The 17,511-nt window shown below is 67.9% G+C and carries 16 protein-coding genes; 6 read left to right on the top strand and 10 right to left on the bottom strand.

Going from position 1 to position 17,511, the window contains the following annotated elements; genetic code table 11:
• Positions 1-53: 53 nt before the first annotated feature.
• Positions 54-623 (top strand): TetR/AcrR family transcriptional regulator, encoded by a 570-nt coding sequence (locus ACQ4LY_RS04205; protein ID WP_431074752.1) that lies wholly within the window; start codon positions 54-56, stop codon positions 621-623.
• A gap of 9 nt (positions 624-632) precedes the next feature.
• Here ACQ4LY_RS04205 and ACQ4LY_RS04200 read toward each other — a convergent pair whose 3' ends face one another.
• The 4 genes from ACQ4LY_RS04200 to ACQ4LY_RS04185 form a co-directional block, all read right to left on the bottom strand.
• Positions 633-1,340: a DUF2786 domain-containing protein gene (locus ACQ4LY_RS04200; protein WP_431074750.1), complete on the bottom strand. Its 708-nt coding sequence runs from the start codon at positions 1,338-1,340 to the stop codon at positions 633-635.
• A gap of 336 nt (positions 1,341-1,676) precedes the next feature.
• Positions 1,677-1,823, bottom strand: a complete 147-nt coding sequence (locus ACQ4LY_RS04195) for a hypothetical protein (RefSeq protein WP_164481743.1) — start codon at positions 1,821-1,823, stop codon at positions 1,677-1,679.
• Positions 1,820-4,153 carry a phosphoribosylformylglycinamidine synthase subunit PurL gene (gene purL / locus ACQ4LY_RS04190; protein WP_431074748.1) on the bottom strand — a complete coding sequence of 778 codons (2,334 nt, stop codon included), beginning with the start codon at positions 4,151-4,153 and terminating at the stop codon, positions 1,820-1,822. Before purL ends, ACQ4LY_RS04195 begins: the two co-directional genes overlap by 4 nt.
• 207 nt (positions 4,154-4,360) lie before the next feature.
• Complete coding sequence (locus ACQ4LY_RS04185; RefSeq protein WP_431074747.1) at positions 4,361-5,677, bottom strand: protein kinase domain-containing protein; 1,317 nt, start codon at positions 5,675-5,677, stop codon at positions 4,361-4,363.
• A 219-nt stretch (positions 5,678-5,896) separates the two neighbouring features.
• On the opposite strand from ACQ4LY_RS04185, the gene ACQ4LY_RS04180 reads away from it, so the two are divergent.
• From ACQ4LY_RS04180 to ACQ4LY_RS04170, 3 genes are all read left to right on the top strand, one after another.
• Positions 5,897-6,124 (top strand): DUF2188 domain-containing protein, encoded by a 228-nt coding sequence (locus ACQ4LY_RS04180; protein WP_056310565.1) that lies wholly within the window; start codon positions 5,897-5,899, stop codon positions 6,122-6,124.
• Positions 6,125-6,132: 8 nt separating this feature from the next.
• Positions 6,133-6,879: a 3-keto-5-aminohexanoate cleavage protein gene (locus tag ACQ4LY_RS04175; RefSeq protein WP_431074745.1), complete on the top strand. Its 747-nt coding sequence runs from the start codon at positions 6,133-6,135 to the stop codon at positions 6,877-6,879.
• Positions 6,880-7,136: 257 nt separating this feature from the next.
• Positions 7,137-8,321 carry a MalY/PatB family protein gene (locus ACQ4LY_RS04170; protein WP_431074743.1) on the top strand — a complete coding sequence of 395 codons (1,185 nt, stop codon included), beginning with the start codon at positions 7,137-7,139 and terminating at the stop codon, positions 8,319-8,321.
• A gap of 194 nt (positions 8,322-8,515) precedes the next feature.
• On the opposite strand, the gene ACQ4LY_RS04165 is transcribed toward ACQ4LY_RS04170, so the two are convergent.
• From ACQ4LY_RS04165 to ACQ4LY_RS04150, 4 genes are all read right to left on the bottom strand, one after another.
• Positions 8,516-9,559: a LacI family DNA-binding transcriptional regulator gene (locus ACQ4LY_RS04165; RefSeq protein ID WP_431074742.1), complete on the bottom strand. Its 1,044-nt coding sequence runs from the start codon at positions 9,557-9,559 to the stop codon at positions 8,516-8,518.
• A gap of 35 nt (positions 9,560-9,594) precedes the next feature.
• Positions 9,595-10,521 carry a carbohydrate ABC transporter permease gene (locus tag ACQ4LY_RS04160; protein WP_431074740.1) on the bottom strand — a complete coding sequence of 309 codons (927 nt, stop codon included), beginning with the start codon at positions 10,519-10,521 and terminating at the stop codon, positions 9,595-9,597.
• Positions 10,518-11,384, bottom strand: a complete 867-nt coding sequence (locus ACQ4LY_RS04155; protein WP_431074738.1) for a carbohydrate ABC transporter permease — start codon at positions 11,382-11,384, stop codon at positions 10,518-10,520. Before ACQ4LY_RS04155 ends, ACQ4LY_RS04160 begins: the two co-directional genes overlap by 4 nt.
• Before the next feature lie 116 nt (positions 11,385-11,500).
• On the bottom strand, positions 11,501-12,817 hold the full coding sequence (locus ACQ4LY_RS04150; RefSeq protein WP_431074736.1) for an ABC transporter substrate-binding protein: 1,317 nt from the start codon (positions 12,815-12,817) through the stop codon (positions 11,501-11,503).
• Positions 12,818-13,009: 192 nt separating this feature from the next.
• On the opposite strand from ACQ4LY_RS04150, the gene ACQ4LY_RS04145 reads away from it, so the two are divergent.
• Entirely contained in the window at positions 13,010-13,807 is a 798-nt protein-coding gene (locus ACQ4LY_RS04145; protein WP_431074734.1) for a lipase family alpha/beta hydrolase, read from the top strand.
• Here the strand turns inward: ACQ4LY_RS04145 and ACQ4LY_RS04140 are convergent.
• Both ACQ4LY_RS04140 and ACQ4LY_RS04135 read right to left on the bottom strand, forming a co-directional pair.
• A complete protein-coding gene (locus ACQ4LY_RS04140) occupies positions 13,798-14,976 on the bottom strand; it encodes a MalY/PatB family protein (RefSeq protein WP_431074732.1) in 1,179 nt (392 codons plus the stop codon). The two genes, ACQ4LY_RS04145 and ACQ4LY_RS04140, sit on opposite strands and share 10 nt — an antisense overlap.
• Positions 14,977-15,157: 181 nt before the next feature.
• On the bottom strand, positions 15,158-16,138 hold the full coding sequence (locus tag ACQ4LY_RS04135) for a hypothetical protein (protein WP_431074730.1): 981 nt from the start codon (positions 16,136-16,138) through the stop codon (positions 15,158-15,160).
• A 274-nt stretch (positions 16,139-16,412) separates the two neighbouring features.
• Here ACQ4LY_RS04135 and gnd point away from each other — a divergent pair, with 274 nt between their 5' ends.
• Positions 16,413-17,474: a phosphogluconate dehydrogenase (NAD(+)-dependent, decarboxylating) gene (gnd, locus tag ACQ4LY_RS04130; RefSeq protein WP_431074728.1), complete on the top strand. Its 1,062-nt coding sequence runs from the start codon at positions 16,413-16,415 to the stop codon at positions 17,472-17,474.
• The last annotated feature ends 37 nt before the right edge of the window (positions 17,475-17,511 follow it).

Below are 17,511 nucleotides of genomic sequence, written 5' to 3'. Positions count from 1 at the left end.
ATAGATCATACGGGGCGTCTCGTCTAGTGTTCTGTGGTTATCCTGAACGGGTGGTGAACGAGCATCGAAGCGGGCCTGTGCGCAGCACGGCTGCCCGTGAGGCGATCCTCGACGCGACCGCGCGGCTGTTCCACAACCAGGGCTACGACCGTCTCACGATCGAGGGAATCGCGAAAGAGGCGGGCGTCGGCAAGCAGACCATCTACCGGTGGTGGCCCTCACGGGGTGCGCTGATCGGCGAGTGCCTCGCCGAGGGGCGTCTGATCCCCGTCGACTTCGTCGTGCCCGACACCGGAGACCTCGCCGCCGATGTCGAGACCTGGCTGCGCAGTGTGCTCTCGATCCTCGAGGCGCCCGAGGGCGGCGCCCTGCTGCGATCGCTCGTCGCCGCTGCGACCGAGGATGCCGGAGTCGGCGCTCACCTCGGCGACAGCCTGGGCGTGGAGAAATACCTCACCGAACGCATCCGCGGTGGCATCCGCGACGGACAGCTCGCCGAGGACGCCCCCGTCGAGCAGCTCGGGCGGGCGATCCTCGGCGCGATCATCGTCGGGTCGCTGGGGCGCGAGCACCACGACCCCGAGTCGATCGTTCAGCTGACCCGCTTCTTCTTCTCCCGCTGATCCTCGGGCTCACCGCGCCACCGCGGTCTGGCCGCCGGTCTGAGCATCGAGGCCTGATCGGTGCCCGTACGCGAATGACGCGGCATCCGCCCCTCGTCTCGGTCGTGCGGCTTTGGTCGCCATCTCGTCGACCGCAGCATCGACCCGGCTCCGCCGAGAGACGAGCACGAGATCGGTGCCTGCGGTGCTCTCGTCCACGAGATCGCGGCGGCTCTCCGCGATGCGGTTCATGACGCCCACGGCGAACCCACGGAGGAATCCACTGCGCGCCCGTCTTCTCTCGCCCTCGCGGTGCCTGGCGTACAGGTCTCGGTGCGTGAGCCACCAGTCGCGCATCGCGACCATGGCCTGCACCTCGAGGCTTGCAGTCAGCGTCTGCGCCTGGCGGACGTCGGATTCGTGCCCGACCAGATACAGCGCGGCCACGGACGGGAACTCACCGACGAGGGGCCGCACGGTCTCGAGCGCCATGGCCACGCCGATGCCGATCTCGCGGAGATCCTTCGCATACACGCCGCGGAACAGCATCCGCTCGGTGACGATCTGCTCGCGTGTCTGCCCCAGTCGGCCTCGTCGTTCATCGATCTGCGCCTGTTCGATGCCGTACTTCACGATCAGTCGTTCGGCGTGCTCGGTGAGAGCCTCGGCCTCTTCGGGCGTGGTGCTCTCGGCCTTGGCGAGCAGTTTCGCGATGAGGTCGAGTTTGGCTTCGGTCATGGCATCCCCCTTGGATCTGTGATGCATCGAATCCTTCGCGGGGGTGCCTACATTGCGAGGCCGAATTCCGGGGTCTGTGAAGAAACCCGGATCACGGATGCCGGTGCAGAAGCGGATGCCGCGAAGCCGGCCGGGCACATATTCGGACCCGGCCGTCGACACGCCGTCATCGAGGCCGGGGCCACCGGAGTGTCGCCCCTGCGCTCCGAAGTTGTGCCCGGCGGTCGACCAGGGCACTCCGAAGTTGTGCCCAGCGGTCGACCAGGGCCCTCCGAAGTCGTCCTCAGGGTCAGGCCCAGGCACCCCGGCCCAGCACCGACATCAGCCCCGAAGGACTCAGCCGAGGATCAGCGTGATGACCGTCGCGCCACCGCCGCCGAGGATCAGGGCGATGATCACCGTCCAGGCGACGATGCGCAAGCGACGGTTGCGCTTCTCGCCGAGGTCGCCGTAGTCGTCGTCCGGGCGGCTGAGCTCACTCATGCGCTGACCGGCTCCGAGACCGTCGGGCCGAAAGCTGCGGGCAGGGTGGCCTGCGAGCGCTCGCGGATCTCGGCGATCGGAACGGTGAAGACGTCCTGCACCTCGAGCTTGTCGCCCTCGGTGTCGGTCACGCCGATGCGCATCACCGGGTAGTCGCGGCCTTCGCAGAGTCCACGGAACTTGACGTCGTCTTCACGAGGCACGGTCACGATGACGCGACCGGTCGACTCGGAGAACAGTGCGGATGCGGCATCCACCCCGTCGCGCTCGATGATCTCGTTCAGCCAGACGCGTGCGCCGATGCCGAAGCGCGAGACGCCCTCGGCGAGAGCCTGCGCGAGGCCACCCTCCGACACGTCGTGCGCCGACGAGATCAGCCACTCGTCACGGGCGGCGCCGAGCAGACCCGCGAGGCGCTTCTCGCCCGCGAGGTCGACCTTCGGCGGCAGCCCGCCGAGGTGCTGGTGCACGGTCTCGGCCCACGCCGAACCCGACAGCTCGGTCGAGGTCGTGCCGAGCAGGTAGATGTTCTGACCTTCGTCCTGCCACCCCGAGGGGATGCGGCGCGAGACGTCGTCGATGATGCCGAGCACGCCGACGAGCGGGGTCGGGTGGATCGGCACGTCGCCGGTCTGGTTGTAGAACGAGACGTTGCCGCCGGTGACCGGGGTGCCGAGCTCGTAGCATCCGTCGGCGAGGCCGTCGACCGTCTGCCCGAACTGCCACATGACCTCGGGGTTCTCGGGAGAGCCGAAGTTCAGGCAGTCGGTGATCGCGGTCGGGGTGGCACCGGTGACGGCGACGTTGCGATACGCCTCGGCGAGGGCCAGCTGCGCGCCCGCGTACGGGTCGAGCTGGCAGTAGCGGCCGTTGGCGTCGGTCGAGATCGCGAAGCCGAGTCCCGACTCCTCGTCGACGCGGATCATGCCGGCGTCGTCGGGGAACGAGAGTGCCGTGTTGCCGAGCACGTAATAGTCGTACTGGTTGGTGATCCAGCGGGTGTCGGCGAGGTTCGGCGAGGCGACCAGGTTGAGGAACTGCTCGCGCAGCACCTCGGGGTCGTTCGATCGGGGCAGCTTTTCGGCGGCATCCGCCTGCAGCGCGTCGATCCACGTCGGGTACGCGACCGGGCGGTCGTAGACCGGGCCGTCGACCGCGACCGTCGAGGGGTCGACGTCGACGATGCGCTCGCCCTGCCAGTCGATGATGAGGCGGCCGTCGCCGGTGACCTCACCGAGCACCGACGTCTCGACATCCCACTTCTTCACGACCGCGAGGAACGCGTCGAGCTTCTCGGGGGCGACGATCGCCATCATGCGCTCCTGCGACTCCGACATGAGGATCTCCTCAGCCGTGAGCGACGGGTCGCGCAGCAGGACGTTGTCGAGCGAGACCTTCATGCCGCTGTTGCCGTTGGCCGCGAGCTCGCTGGTCGCGCACGAGATTCCGGCTGCACCCAGGTCTTGGATGGCTTCGACGAGCTCGTCGCGGTAGAGCTCGAGGCAGCACTCGATGAGCACCTTCTCGGCGAACGGGTCGCCCACCTGCACCGCGGGGCGCTTGGTCGGGCCCGTGGAATCGAACGAGTCGGAGGCCAAGATGCTGGCGCCGCCGATGCCATCGCCTCCCGTGCGGGCACCGAACAGGACGACCTTGTTGCCGACACCCGTGGCGTTGGCGAGCTTGAGGTCTTCGTGGCGGAGCACGCCGACTGCGAGCGCGTTGACGAGCGGGTTGGCCTGGTAGACGGAGTCGAACACCGTCTCGCCGCCGATGTTCGGTAGGCCCAGGCAGTTGCCGTAGAAGCTGATGCCGCTGGTCACGCCGTGCACGACGCGAGCCGTGTCCGGGTGATCGATCGCGCCGAAGCGCAGGGCGTCCATGACCGCGACCGGTCGTGCGCCCATCGAGATGATGTCGCGGACGATTCCGCCGACGCCCGTCGCCGCGCCCTGGAAGGGCTCGATGAACGAGGGGTGGTTGTGCGACTCGGCCTTGAAGGTGACGGCCCAGCCCTCGCCGACGTCGATGACGCCCGCGTTCTGGCCCATGCCCACCATCAGGCGTTCCTTCATCTCGTCAGAGACCTTCTGGCCGAAGCGGCGCAGGTAGTTCTTCGACGACTTGTACGAGCAGTGCTCCGACCACATGACGGAGTACATGGCCAGCTCGCCGGAGGTCGGGCGGCGGCCCAGGATCTCCTTGATGCGGGCGTACTCGTCGTCCTTGAGGCCCAGCGCTGCGTACGGCTGCTCCTTCTCCGGAGTCGCGGTGGCGTTCTCGACGGAGTCGGGGACGTGCTTGTGGGCAGGTGCAGGGGCGGTGGTCACGCGCACTCCTAGATGAGGGGCCGGCGGGGCATGGCCAGTCTACCGGGGGATGCTGCGGCCGATCGCCGGTCGGGATGCGGCGGTGAAGCGGGGGCCGTGCGGGGTCGAAAGCGCATCCGCCGTCCGGTGCGGGGTCGAATTGGCATCCGAATCGGGTTGCGGGGATGCGATTCTGACCCCGCACGGAATCGGATGTGAGGACGCCGGTCAGTTCTTGCCGGAGTTGCCGTTCGACTTGTCCGCCTTGTCGGGTTTGTCGCCCTTGCCGGAGTTGCCGGAGTTGCCGGAGTTGCCCGAGTTTCCGGGAGCCTCCGAGTCGGTGACCGGCTCGACGGGAGCGTCTTCCGGCCCCGTCTCGGCGGGCGTGGACGCCGTGCGGACGACGGTCGCCGTCGCCGCACGACCGATGTCGGAGGCAGGTGCGGTTAACGCCGCGAGTCCGACGACGACAGCGCCGGTCGCGACCAGGCCGGCGGCGCCGGCGATCACCCGGTTGCGCGTGCGCGTACGGTCGCGCGGGGGTGACTCCGCAGCGTCTGTCGCAGGGAAGACGGCGGTGGCTCCGGTCGGCGCTGCCTCCGCGGCATCCGGCTCGCGGGCCGAAGGAGAGTCGGGTGCTGACCCGGCTGCCGCGACGATCGATGCGGCCGCGGCCGCAACGGCGGTCCCGCTCGTGTCGGAGGCGTAGTCGCGCAGGAGACCGCGAGCGGTACGCGCCACATCGGCAGCGGTCGGACGCTCCTCGGGTTCGAGGCGGGTCATGGCGGTGAGCAGCTCGCGCCACTCCCGAGGCACGGTCTCAGAGATCGTCGGCGGGTGCGCCAGTCGTGCGATCGCCGCTGCGCGGCCGGAGACCAACGAGGGATAGCCGGGCTCGCCGCTCAGCGCCTCGAGCGCGATCAGGCCGAGAGAGAAGACGTCGACCGGTGTGCCGGGGTCGGCGTCGCGCAGCTGCTCCGGCGCCATATAGGTGAGAGTGCCGAGCACGATTCCCGGGGTCGTGAGCCGGGTGTCCTCGATCGAGCATGCGATGCCGAAGTCGGCGAGCTTCGCGACGACGGCGCGCCCCGATCGGCCTCGCGCGAGCAGGACGTTCGAGGGCTTGACGTCGCGGTGCACGATCCCGGCGGCATGCACAGCGGTGAGCCCCTCGGCGAGGTCGCGGGTGATGCGGGCGACGTCGTGCGGCGGCAGCGGGCCTTCGGCCATCCGTGCGGCGAGGGTCGGGCCGTCGACGAACTCCATCACGAGGTACTGCGGGCGCTTCGGCTCGAGCTGCGCATCGTGCAGGGTGACGAGCGACGGATGACTCAGCGACGCGAGCAGCGCCTTCTCGGTGTGCGCGCGTTCGATCGACGCGACGGGTCCTTCACCCTCGTGGATCATCTTGATCGCGACGATCCGACCGAGTCGGGTGTCCTCCGCGCGGTAGACCGTGGCCATGCCGCCGCGTCCGACGCGTTCGTGCAGCACATATCGTCCATCGAGCAGTGCCGCCGTCGGCGACATCACTTCCAGCGTCATCGCTCGCTCCTTGCGGGTGCATACGGGTAATGCATGCATCGACCCTACGACGGTCGAATGTGCTCGTCATCGGGGTTGACGCCGGCGCGGATCGGTGGATGCCGTCTCCGCTTTCCGTGCTTCTCCGACCGGCACGCAAGTGCCAGGAGAGCTGTCAAGGGGCTCCTGCGGTGTATGACCCACGGGGTATGAATGAGGAAGATCGAAAGGACTTCAGGCATGGCCGCAGGTGACATCGAGACGTTCCAACGCGACGGGATCTGGTTCAACCGCATCGAGGGCGAATCCCGCACATTGGGGTCGAGCTTCGAGACCGAAGACGAAGCCGTCCGGGTCGGGCGCGGAGCAGCAGCGGCACGTCAGGTCGAGCACGCCGTGCGCACCGAAGAGGGCCCATCCGACAGGGGCAACCTCTACGACTGGCACCCACGCGATCTCATGAACTGATGGGCGCGGTGCCCGAAGAGTCAGAACGACGGATGCTGGTGCAGGCGTGCCTCAACGGGGCGCGCGATGTGACCGAGCACCCCGGCTTGAGTGCAGACGCGACGCTTGCGGCCGCGGATGCGGCAAGGGCGGTGGCGGCGGGTGCGCAGGAGATCCACGTGCACCCGAAGGATGCCGAGGGCCGCGACACTCTGAATGCCGATGATGTCGCGAACTGGTTGCGCGCGCTTCGATCCGCGTGCCCCGGCGTGCCGATCGGCGTCACCACCGGAGCGTGGATCGAACCCGACGTCGAGAAGCGTCTGGCGTGCATCGCCGAGTGGACCGAACTCCCCGACTACGCGTCGGTGAACTGGCACGAGACAGGCGCTGATCGCACGGCCGCGTCGCTGCTGAGCCGAGGCATCGGGGTCGAGGCGGGTATCTGGGATCCGACCGGTCTCGAGGCGTGGAGCAACTCGCCGTCACGCGCGCAGTGCACGCGGGTGCTGATCGAGCTGCCCGACGAGGCCGCCGAAGTCGTGCGGCGCCACGCCGAGGGGCTCATCGCGCACGTCCGCCTCGACGAGCCGAGCATGCCGATCCTGCTGCACGGCGAGGAGCGCTCGGTCTGGCCGGCCCTCATTCTCGCGGCCAAGCTCGGACTCGACACCCGTATCGGGCTAGAAGACACGCTCACGCTGCCCGACGGGCGGAGCGCACCCGACAACGCGGCGCTGGTGCGCGCGGCATCCGCGTTCACTTCCGCCTACTGAGGGGCGTCGGTGCGCAGCACGATCAGGCTGCAACCGTCACTCACCGAAACGCGAATCGCGAGACCACGGTGGGCGTCTTTAGGCTGGAAGCTCCCACCGTGAACGCCGCGATGAAAGATGCCGTGAAGGAGCAGCCGTGTCCGAGACTCAGACCACCACCCCGTGGGCGGCGCTCGCGTCACCGGGCGCGCGCGCTCGCCGCACGTCGACTGTCGGAGCCGCCGTTCGATGTCGGATCGCCGTCTGAGGGCCACACCATGACTGACGACCGCGCGCACACTGATCCGCATCCGTTCGACTCCCGCACGAGGTTCGACCTCGATCGGCCGGAGAGTCGCAAGTGGAGCCTGCACCCCGGGCGCATCGGTGCCTGGGTCGCGGAGATGGACTTCGGCGTCGCGCCGGTGATCGCCGAGGCCATGCACCGCGCGATCGACGAGGAGAACCTCGGGTACCTGTCGCCGCCACTGGCAGCCCGCTTGGGCGAGGCGACGGCCGACTGGATGCGCGGCGAGTACGGCTGGGACGTCGACCCCGAGCGCGTGCACCCCGTGTCGGATGTCATGGCCGCTCTGCGCGTCGCGGTCGAAGAATATGCGCCCGCCGGTTCGCCCGTGATCGTGCCGACTCCCGCCTATATGCCGTTTCTGACATATCTGCCCGCGATCGGACACCCGGTGATCGAGGTTCCCGGGGTCGAGGTCGATGGCCGTTGGCACCACGACCTGCAGCGCATCGACGAGGCGTTCGCCGCGGGTGCCCGCACCCTCGTGCTCTGCGACCCGCACAACCCGACCGGAACGGTGGTCGAGCGCTCCGAGCTCGACGCGCTCGCCGAGATCGTCGAGCGGCATGGCGGGCGGGTGTTCGCGGATGAGATCCACGCGCCGTTGCGTTTCGACGGGCGCCCCTTCATCCCGTATGCATCGCTGTCTGAGGCGACCGCCGCGCACACCGTCACCGGCACGAGTGCGTCGAAGGCCTGGAACATCCCCGGGCTCAAGACCGCGCAGCTGATCACCTCGAACGACGCCGATCAGGAGCTCTATCGCCGCTTCGGATTCTCGGTGCAGCACGGCGCCGCGACGCTCGGCGTGGTGGCCTCGACTGCCGCCTACCGTGAGGGCAAGCCGTGGCTCGACGGAGTGATCGACTACCTCGACGGTTCGCGGCAGATGCTCGGCTCGCTGGTCGCCGAGCATCTGCCGGGCGCGGTGTATCGCGCACCGGAAGCGACCTACATCGGCTGGATCGACACTCGCGGCCTCGCGATCGACGGCCCGCCCTCCGCGTTCTTCCGTGAGCATGCGGGCGTCGTGCTCACCGAGGGCGCGCTGCTCGGACGCGGGTACGAGAACTTCGTCCGGGTCGTGTTCGCGACCCCGCGCCCGATCCTGCGCGAGGCGTTCGCGGCGATGGGGGATGCGGTTCGCGACCGCTGACGCGTCGCTCGTCGCACCTCCCGGCGGATGCGTGGTCAAGAACGCACCTCCCGGCGAATGCGTGGTCAAAAACGCACCGGAAACGCCTCGTTGCGATGCGAAAGTGACCACGCACCGCCCGCTGCGTGTGAAAGTGACCACGCACCGACCGCTGCGTGCGAAAGTGACCACGCACCGACCGCTGGGGAACGGATTCAGGACGGGATGCCGGTGACCTCCGGCGTCGACGTGCGGAGCACCGGGTATCCCTCGAGCACGACCGAACGCCCGGACGCCCGTTCCTCCGACTCCGCGAGGCGGAACGCCTCTTCGGCGGCTTCGAGCCAGGGCAGGTGGATGGTGGTGAGCGGGGGATCGATGTCGCGGAGTGCGGGCATGTCATCGCATCCGGCCACCGCGATATCACGGCCGATGACGATCCCCTGCTCGCGCAGGCGTACCGAGAGGCCGATCGCCATGGAGTCGTTCACGCAGAAGACGACATCGGGAAGAGGTCGACGGCGAAGAATCTCGCCAGCGGCACGATAGCCGCCGTCGTGGCTCGACGCCTGCTGAAGCACGCGGTCGAGAGGCACGGTGAGTCCGCTCTGTGCCCAGCCCTCGATGAACCCATCGGTGCGTTCGCGCGAGATCTGTCCGAGGCCGACCCCGCCGACGATCATCGGATCGCGGTAGCCGATTCCTGCGAGCGAAGTCGCGAGTTCTGCCGCCGCGCTGCGGTCGTCGACGACGACCGAATCGAAGGGAGTGCCGGAGACGCCGATGACGACGACCCGGCATCCTTCGTCTTCCGCATGCTTGAGCTCGGCCGCGAGTTCAGGCATGCCCTCGCTGGTCGAGGATTCGGTGCCCACGTAGACGATCACCGACGGCCGCTGCCCGCGAAGCAGCCGGATCGCGTTGGAGGTCGCGTCGATCGCCGCTGTCTGGGCGACGGCGGTCGTGACGAGCATGCCGCGCTTCGATGCCGCGTGGAAGACTCCAGTCATCACGGGGTTCTGATAGTCGTCGGGGATGTCGCCGACGACGAGCCCGACGGCTCGTGACCGCCCGAGCGCGACGGCCTGCGCGGCGAGGTTCGTCGCGTAGCCGAGGCGGGTGGCTACGGCGCGCACCCGCGCCTGGGTCGACTCGCTGACTCGCCCTGTGCGTCCGTTGAGGGTGCGCGACGCGGTCGATACCGAGACGTCGGCTTCGCGGGCCACGTCTTCCAACGTGACGGCGCCGTTCTCGGTCATCGGATTCCTTCGGGTGCGTGCGGTGCGAGGATAGGTCACTTTATCGCGCCGAGCGTCACGCCCGTCTTCCAGTAGCGCTGCATCGAGATCATCATGATCGCCAGGGGGATCACCGAGATGAGCGCCCCGGTGATGGTCAGAGCGGTGAGGTCGACGACGGAGTCCGAGCGGTTGACGAACCAGCTGTAGAGACCGACGGCGAGCGTCCATTTGTCCGATCCGCGCAGCATCGTGAGGGGCAGGAAGAAGTTGTTCCAGTTGGCGACGAACAACAGGATGAAGACTGTCGCCGCTCCCGTGCGCATCATCGGCAGCACGATCGTCAGGAAGATCCGCCATTCGCTCGCGCCGTCGATGCGGGCGGCTTCGAGAAGCTCGTCGGGGATCGAACCGTCGACGTAGACCTTCGCCAGGTAGGCGCCGAACGGTGAGACGAAGAACGGGATCAGCACTGCCCACATGGTGTCGACGATGCCCAGCTGCGAGAACAGCAGGAACAGCGGGAGCGTGATCAGCGTGCTCGGGATGAGGAACGAGCCGACGACGATCCCGAGTCCGATGCCGCGTCCGCGGTAGCTGAACTTCGAGAGCGAGTAGCCCACGGCGATCGAGATGAGGGTGCAGACGGCGGCGCCGACACCCGCATAGAGGATGGTGTTGAGCACCCACCGGAAGAAGATTCCGTCCTGGTAGGTGGCGAGCGACTCGAGGTTGCTCCAGAGGTTGAAGTCGGCGAACCAGAGACCGTTGGAGTTGTAGAGGTCGCGGCGGTCCTTCGTGGCGTTGACGATCAGCCACCAGATCGGAGCCACCGAGTACAACGCGAACAGGATCAACCCGATCAGGGCGACCAGCTGCTCTGAGCCCGCGCGGCGACGAGGCCGGGGGATGCGTCTGGCGAGGGGCTCCGGCTTCCGCGTCGAGGCCGTCCGCGCGGGCGCCTCGCGGTAGTCGACGGTCACGATGCGTCCTTCCGGGTGGTGAGCCTGTAGAAGCCGAACGAGAGCACGCCCAGCACTGCCGCGAGCACGACCGACAGCGCCGCGGCGTAGTTGTAGTTGTTGCTCGCGAACGCCTGGAAGTAGATCGACATGATGGGCGTGAAGTCCTTCGTCACCGTCTCGGGTGAGGCCGCCCGGAACAGCAGCGGCTCGTTGAAGATCTGCAGCATGCCGATGATCGACAGCAGGCCGGTGAGTACGAGGCTTCCGCGGATGGCGGGGATCTTGATCGACCACGCGATTCGCATCGCCCCCGCCCCGTCGACACGGGCCGCCTCGAGCACCGACCTGTCGACGCCGCGAAGCGAGCCGTAGAGGATCAGCATGTTGAACCCCAGCACCATCCAGACGATGAGGTTGCCGATCGAGAACCACAGCATCGACGGCGAGAAGAGGTTCACGTCGATGCCGAAGATGTCGCCCATCGACGTGAAGGGGCCGACCCGCGGCGAGTAGAGGTAGACCCAGATCAGAGAGGCGACGATCGCCGGCACCATGTACGGCACCAGCAGAGCGGTGCGGAAGCCGCTCGCGCGGACCTCAGACGTCAGGCTGTCGAGCAGCAGCGCGGCGGTCAGGCTCAGGCCGAGCGAGATCGGGATCTGGATGACGGCGAAGATCGCCACCCGCACCATCGACCCCCAGAATCCCTCGTCGGAGAACGCGCGCACGTAGTTGTCGATCCCGGAGAAGACGACCTCTGTGCCACCCAGCCCGAGCCCACCGCTGGATTTCACGGAGAAGAAGCTCTGCTGGATCGCGTACAGGATCGGCAGGACGAAGACGAACGCGAATCCGATGTAGAACGGTGCCGCGAACGTCATGCCGGCACGGTTCTGGGATGCTCTCCAGCCGCGTCGCGCGGAGGGCGTGGTGCCCGCCGCGCGACGCGCGGTGTCGGATGGTGTGGGGGAAGGGGAGATCGTCATGACGCTGTGCGCTACTCCGCGACCTGGATGTTCTTCGACGTCAGGTCGTCGATGGTCCACTGCTGCATGTGCTCGAGGAGCTCCTGCATCGTGGCTTCTTTGGTGATCACCTTGGCCCACCAGTCGGTGAGCTCTTCGGTGGCGGCCGCCTGGTTGGGGCCTTCGATCATCGAACGCGCCGTGTTCGCGGCGTCGAGCACCACGGCGGGCGCATCGGCGCGGGTATCGCCGAGCAGTTCGTCGGGGAGCAGCCGGTCGATCACCGACTCTGGATCGGCGACGACCGGGAACGCTGCCGCGCCCTCTGTCGGGTCGGCGAGCAGCGCGATCGCGTCGGGGTCGGTGGCGGTCCAGCGAGCGAACTCGACCGCTGCATCCGGGTGCTCGCTCGACGGCGAGATCCCGTAGATGTTGTAGTAGCTCGGCGAGACGAGTTCGGCGTCGGCGGACTCGGCCGGGTAGGGGGCGAGTTCCCAATCGCCGACCGACGAGGCGAAGTTTTGCTCGTAGACGGGCAACTGCCACGTCGAGGTGGTGAACTGCGACAGCAGGCCCGATGCGAAGAACTGCATCAGAGCATCCCACTCGATGTAGGTGTTGTTCGAGACGATGTCGGCGTCGATGGCCTGCTGAATGATCTCGCCTGCGGCGAGGGACTCCTCGGAGGTGAAGCCGATCTTCCAGGCGTCGTCCTCGGGCTGCCACCATTCGGCACCGAACTGCGTCGCGAGGTCGCGCAGGTACGAAGGGTCCTCGCCCGGCAGGTTCATGCTCTTGATGTCACTCTGCTGCTGCATCGTCTTCGCCTGGTCGAGGAATTCGGCCCAGTCGCCCGGAGCGTCGAACCCGAACTGCCCGAACGTCGCAGTGTTGATCGCGTTGAAGGTGGGGTTCGTCGCGTACGGCACCCCGACGACGGTGTCGCCGACGCTCACGAAGTCGAAGGCGCCCTCGGCGATCGCCCCGTCGTCGTTGTCGAACCACTCGGAGATGTCTCGCGAGACGCCGTCGGCGAGGAACGACACCGAGTAGGTGCGGGGGACTTCGAAGACATCCGGCGCATTGCCCGCCGTGGTCGCGTTCTGCAGCGCCTGTGAGAGGTCGGCATCGCCACCCTGCTCGACGTAGGTGATCTGCGTCTCGGGGTGCTCTTCGTTCCAGAGCTCGACCTGGGCCTTCTGTCCCTGCGTCTTGCCCCAGAACGTGAGTTCGATCGGATTCTCGGCCGTGCCTGCATCCCCGGTGCTGCCCGTGCTTGCCGAGCAGGCGGCGAGGCTCAGGACGATGCCACCCGCTGCGATGGCCATCAACGCCTTTCGCGCTGTCATCTTCTTCTCCTTTGATGAAGCTGATGCTCCGCTCGAGTTGAGCAAGCGCTATCAAGTTATGGCCGCAATTACGAGTTGTCAAGTCTGGATTGCAGCTTTCTGAGCTAAGACAGCGCTTGCGCAATTTGCGCAGGATCGGGCAAAGTGGACTCCGTTGGTCGCAGAGCGAAAGGGAACCTCGTGGCGTCATCGATGCGCACACCGGTCGTACTGGTGCATGGTTGGGCGGGGTCGGCAGAGAGCTGGCAGCCGATACGGGATGCACTCGACGCGCGTGCGTGGGACGCGGTCGCGGTGCGCCTTCCCGGATCTCCCGGTGGCGACTCGGGACCCGGCACCGTCGCCCGTGCGGCACGTCAGCTGGTCTCGGTGCTCGAGGGCCTGCAGGCTCCGGCCGTGCTCGTCGGGCATTCCATGGGAGCGCAGGTGACCCTCGTCGCACACGGCCTCGTCCCGCACCTGGTGCACAGCGAGGTCGTGGTCGACGCCGCGTACGCCGGGGATGCCGATTCGCGGCAGGAGATGGCCGACTGGGCCACAGCGATCGAGCGCGACGGGTTGCCGAGGGTCGCGGACTTCTTCGCCTCCGCCACGGTCGGGTTGTCACCCACGGATGCGGGGCGCGTACTCGCCGATCTCCGAGCGACCGACCCGGTGACGATCGCGTCGTACCTGCGTTCTGAGTACGTGGATCCGGATGCGATCGGACTCGGGCCGGCGACGGAACGTGTGGCGCACGCGCGGCGACAGCCGGTGTTGTCGCTGCACTCGACGGCCGACAGCGTCCGGCGGGAAGCCTCGCTCTTCACCCCCGCCGGGTCGGTGTCAGAGCTGTGGGAAGGACATGGTCACTACCTGCACCTCGAAGACCCCCGGCGGTTCGTCAGGACTCTGGATGCCTGGCGTGAGGCGCAGCGGGCCGATCGTCGCGACTCTGCGGGGTGGGGCATGCCGTCCGGTTCGCTCGGGATGCCCGCAGCTCAGCGGTGACCCGAGGCCCGCGCGGCGAGCGCAGCCGCGATCCGCTCGACCGCTTCGACCATCACCGGACGCGGCAGCGCGAACACGAACCGGGTGTACCCGATGGCGGCCTCACCGCAGGCGGCGCCATCCGTCATCGCGACTCCCGCGTTCTCACGGAACCATTCGCCGAGGTCCCCCGTCAGCCCGGTCTCGCGGAAGTCGAGCAGCGCTATGTAGCTGCCCTCGGGCACGATCATCCGCACGCCGGGGAGCTTCTCGTCGACGAGCTGCGCCAGCATCCGCCGGTTGCCGTCGAGGTAGTCGACGACCTCGCTCAGCCACTCGCCGCCTGCCGTGTAGGCGGCGGTGTTCGCGATGACGCCGAGCGTCGACGTGCCGTGGCCGGGCCAGAATCCGAGGCGCTCCCAGAGCTCGGCATCCGCGTCGTTCGAGAGGATCACCTGCGCGCACTTGAGGCCCGCGAGGTTCCACGCCTTCGAGGCGGAGGTCGCCGTGAACGTGTGGGCTGCGGCGGCATCCGACACCGATGCGTAGGGGATGTGCCGGGCCGGGGCGTAGATGATCGGCGCGTGGATCTCGTCGGCGAACACGCGCCCGCCCGCATCCGTCACGACTGACTCGATGGCGAGCAGCTCATCCCGGGTCGCGACCGTACCCAGGGGGTTGTGCGGGTTGCAGAGCACCAGCATCTCGCCGCCGTCGCGGAACGCCTGCGCGACAGCATCCAGGTCCATGACCCAGCGTCCGTCGACCTCGATGCTCGGCACCTCGATGACCCGACGGCCGCGCATCGGGGGCACCAGGAGGAACGGCATGTACGCGGGCGTCGGCACGATGATGGCCGAGCCCGGGGTGGTGAAGTTGTCGATCGCCAGCTCGAACGCGGCGATCACATCGGGCACGTGGTGCACCCGCTCGGGGGAGATCTCCCATCCGTACGACTCGGAGTACCAGCGCGCCGTCGCCACGGAGAGATCCTTCGCGAGCTTCTCGGGCAGGTAGCCGGTGACGCCCAGGTCGAGAGCATCCTTCACCGCGCTGGTGACGGCAGGGGCGAGTCCGAAGTCCATCTCGGCCACGAAAGCGCCGATCATGTCGGGGAACGTCGTCCATTTCATGCTGCCCGCGGCGCGGAGGTCGTCTTGCGTGATCTGGTCGAACGTGCCGGAGGTCATGAGGAAAGTCTTTCATCCGGAGGGGTGCGCTCGGCCCGTGTGGGGGAGGTTCGGGGCAAGCCGGGCATCATGCGCGAGCACAGCTTCGGATGCCGGATGAGAAACGCCGTCGGGACTCGGCATCCGTCGGCGCGGCGTCTCGTGACTCCGAAGGTGTGCCCGGCAAAAACGACCGCCAGCCTCACTTGCGGGTGAAGGTCACCACTCCATCGGCATCCCGGGTCACGGTGCCCTCGTACACGGCGTGACCAGGGTACGAATCTCCGTCGGCGCGGAGCGTGAACCCCTTCGAATACTCGACGACACCGTCGGTGCCGCTGACTCCGTATCCGGGTTCGCGCAGCCATTGGACGCTCGACGGGTCGATCAGCGGCTTGTCGTATTCGACCACCGACGCGGGGCACGAGGGTCCTGCGAGGCCCTCGGCGACGCAGGCGGCTTGGAGCTCCTCGATCTGCGCGTCGACGGCGTCGGTGACGTCGGTCTCCACATAGGCGATGACCGACACGTTCGCGGTGCTCACGTTCACGCGGGCGGGCAGGTCGGCGTCGGACGGCTGGTCATCCATGGGCCACGCGACGGTGAATTCGTTCGTGCCGTCGGGGTCGAGCTGCGTGGTGCCGGTCGGGTCGTCGTAGGTGAAGTCGTATAGCGCCGGCAGTAGGGACACCCTGGCGGCGTCAGCGCTCATCGGGTACTCCATCTCGCCGTTGAGCACGAGACGCCCGGGCGAGCCGACGTTGATCACGCCGAACGAGTCATTCGACCACGAGATCCGGCGCTCGCCGTCGGTGTTCTTCACCTTGTACGTCGCCGTCATCGGGTTCTCGGGATCATCGAGCACGTACTCGACCGTCGCCGTGACCGAGTGTTCGTCGCTGCCCTTGACGTCGATCACGGTCGCGTCGGTCGGCAAGGCAGCGGATGCCGCATAGAAGTCCTCGTCGATGAACTCCTCGGGAAAGTCGATGCTCGTCATCGCCGCGGCCTCCGCCGACTCGCCGTTCTCGAGGTGCGCGAAGAATTCGTCGAGCACGGCGACGCTGGCTTCGGTCGGGCCATTACCGCTGGTGTCGCCCGATGCTGCGCAGCTCGCGAGGGCTGCGGCGCTGAGCGCTGCGACGGCGAAGGCGGCGAGGGTGCGAAGGCGCGGTGAAGGCATCAGATCTCCGGTCGTCAGGTCGCGCAGCTCCCCCGCGCGATCAACTCCCCCAGGTTATCCGGAGGGAGCGGATGCCGTCATCCCGCGCGGGGTCGCGCTTGTGTGTCGTGCCGCCGGGCGTGCGGGGCCACTTCCGCACCGGAGACCGGCCTCGCGGATGCGCAACTGACCCCGCACGAGAACACACGCCCCCGCAACACCATTGAGCACCCACTCCGACCGTGCCAGGATTGCCCCGACTCGGCTCACCGGGGGCGGGGACGAAGGGATTCTCATGCAGCTGGCGATGATCGGACTCGGCCGGATGGGTGCCAACATCGTGCGCCGCCTGATGCGGGCGGGGCACGAGTGCGTGGTCTACGACGTGAATGCGGATGCCGTGCAGGCGCTGGTCGCCGAGGGGGCCACCGGTGCCGACAGCATGGCCGACCTCGCATCGAAGCTCGAGGCGCCGCGGGCCGTGTGGATGATGGTGCCCGCATCGCTCACGGGCGCGGTGGCCGACCAGGTCGCGGAGGTGCTCGATGAGGGCGACATCCTGATCGACGGCGGCAACTCGAACTACCGCGACGACGTCAGGCGGGCGAAGGTGTTCCGCGAGCGCGGCATCCACTACGTCGACGTCGGCACGAGTGGTGGCGTGTTCGGACTCGACCGCGGGTACTGCCTGATGGTCGGCGGACCGGACGAGGCCGTACAGCGGATCGAACCGGTGCTGCGCACGATCGCTCCGGGTGTCGGCGAGATCGAGCGCACGCCCGGACGCACCGGCGAGCTCACCGCCGAGGAGCAGGGGTATCTGCACTGCGGTCCGACGGGTGCGGGGCACTTCGTGAAGATGGTGCACAACGGCATCGAGTACGGCATCATGGCGTCGATCGCCGAGGGGCTCAACCTGCTGCACAACGCGGATGCCGGGGTGCGCGAGGCCGAGCACTCTGCCGAGATCGCCCCGCTGGAGGAGCCGGAGTTCTACCAGTTCCCCATCGACACCTCGAAGGTGGCTGAGCTGTGGCGTCGGGGCTCGGTGATCTCGTCGTGGCTGCTCGATCTGACCGCCGCGGCGCTCGCCGAGAACCCGAAGCTCGACGGTCTCGCCGGCCGCGTGTCCGACTCGGGCGAGGGTCGCTGGACGGTCAAGGCCGCGGTCGACGTGGGAGTGCCCGTGCCGGTGCTCGCGGCATCCCTGTTCGAGCGCTTCGCCTCGCGCGACGAAGACCATTTCGCGAACCAGGTGCTGTCTGCGATGCGTCTGCAGTTCGGCGGGCACCAGGAGCTGCCGGCCGGAGATGTGCTCGAGGCCGGCTCGCGAAAGGCGGATTCCGACAGTGCCTGACCCCGACCCGGTCGTTGAGCGAGCGGAGCCCCCGTTC

The sequence above is a fragment of the Microbacterium phyllosphaerae genome, assembly GCF_050628115.1.
GTDB lineage: Bacteria > Actinomycetota > Actinomycetes > Actinomycetales > Microbacteriaceae > Microbacterium > Microbacterium phyllosphaerae_A.
This window is presented reverse-complemented; position numbering and strand designations above follow the sequence as displayed.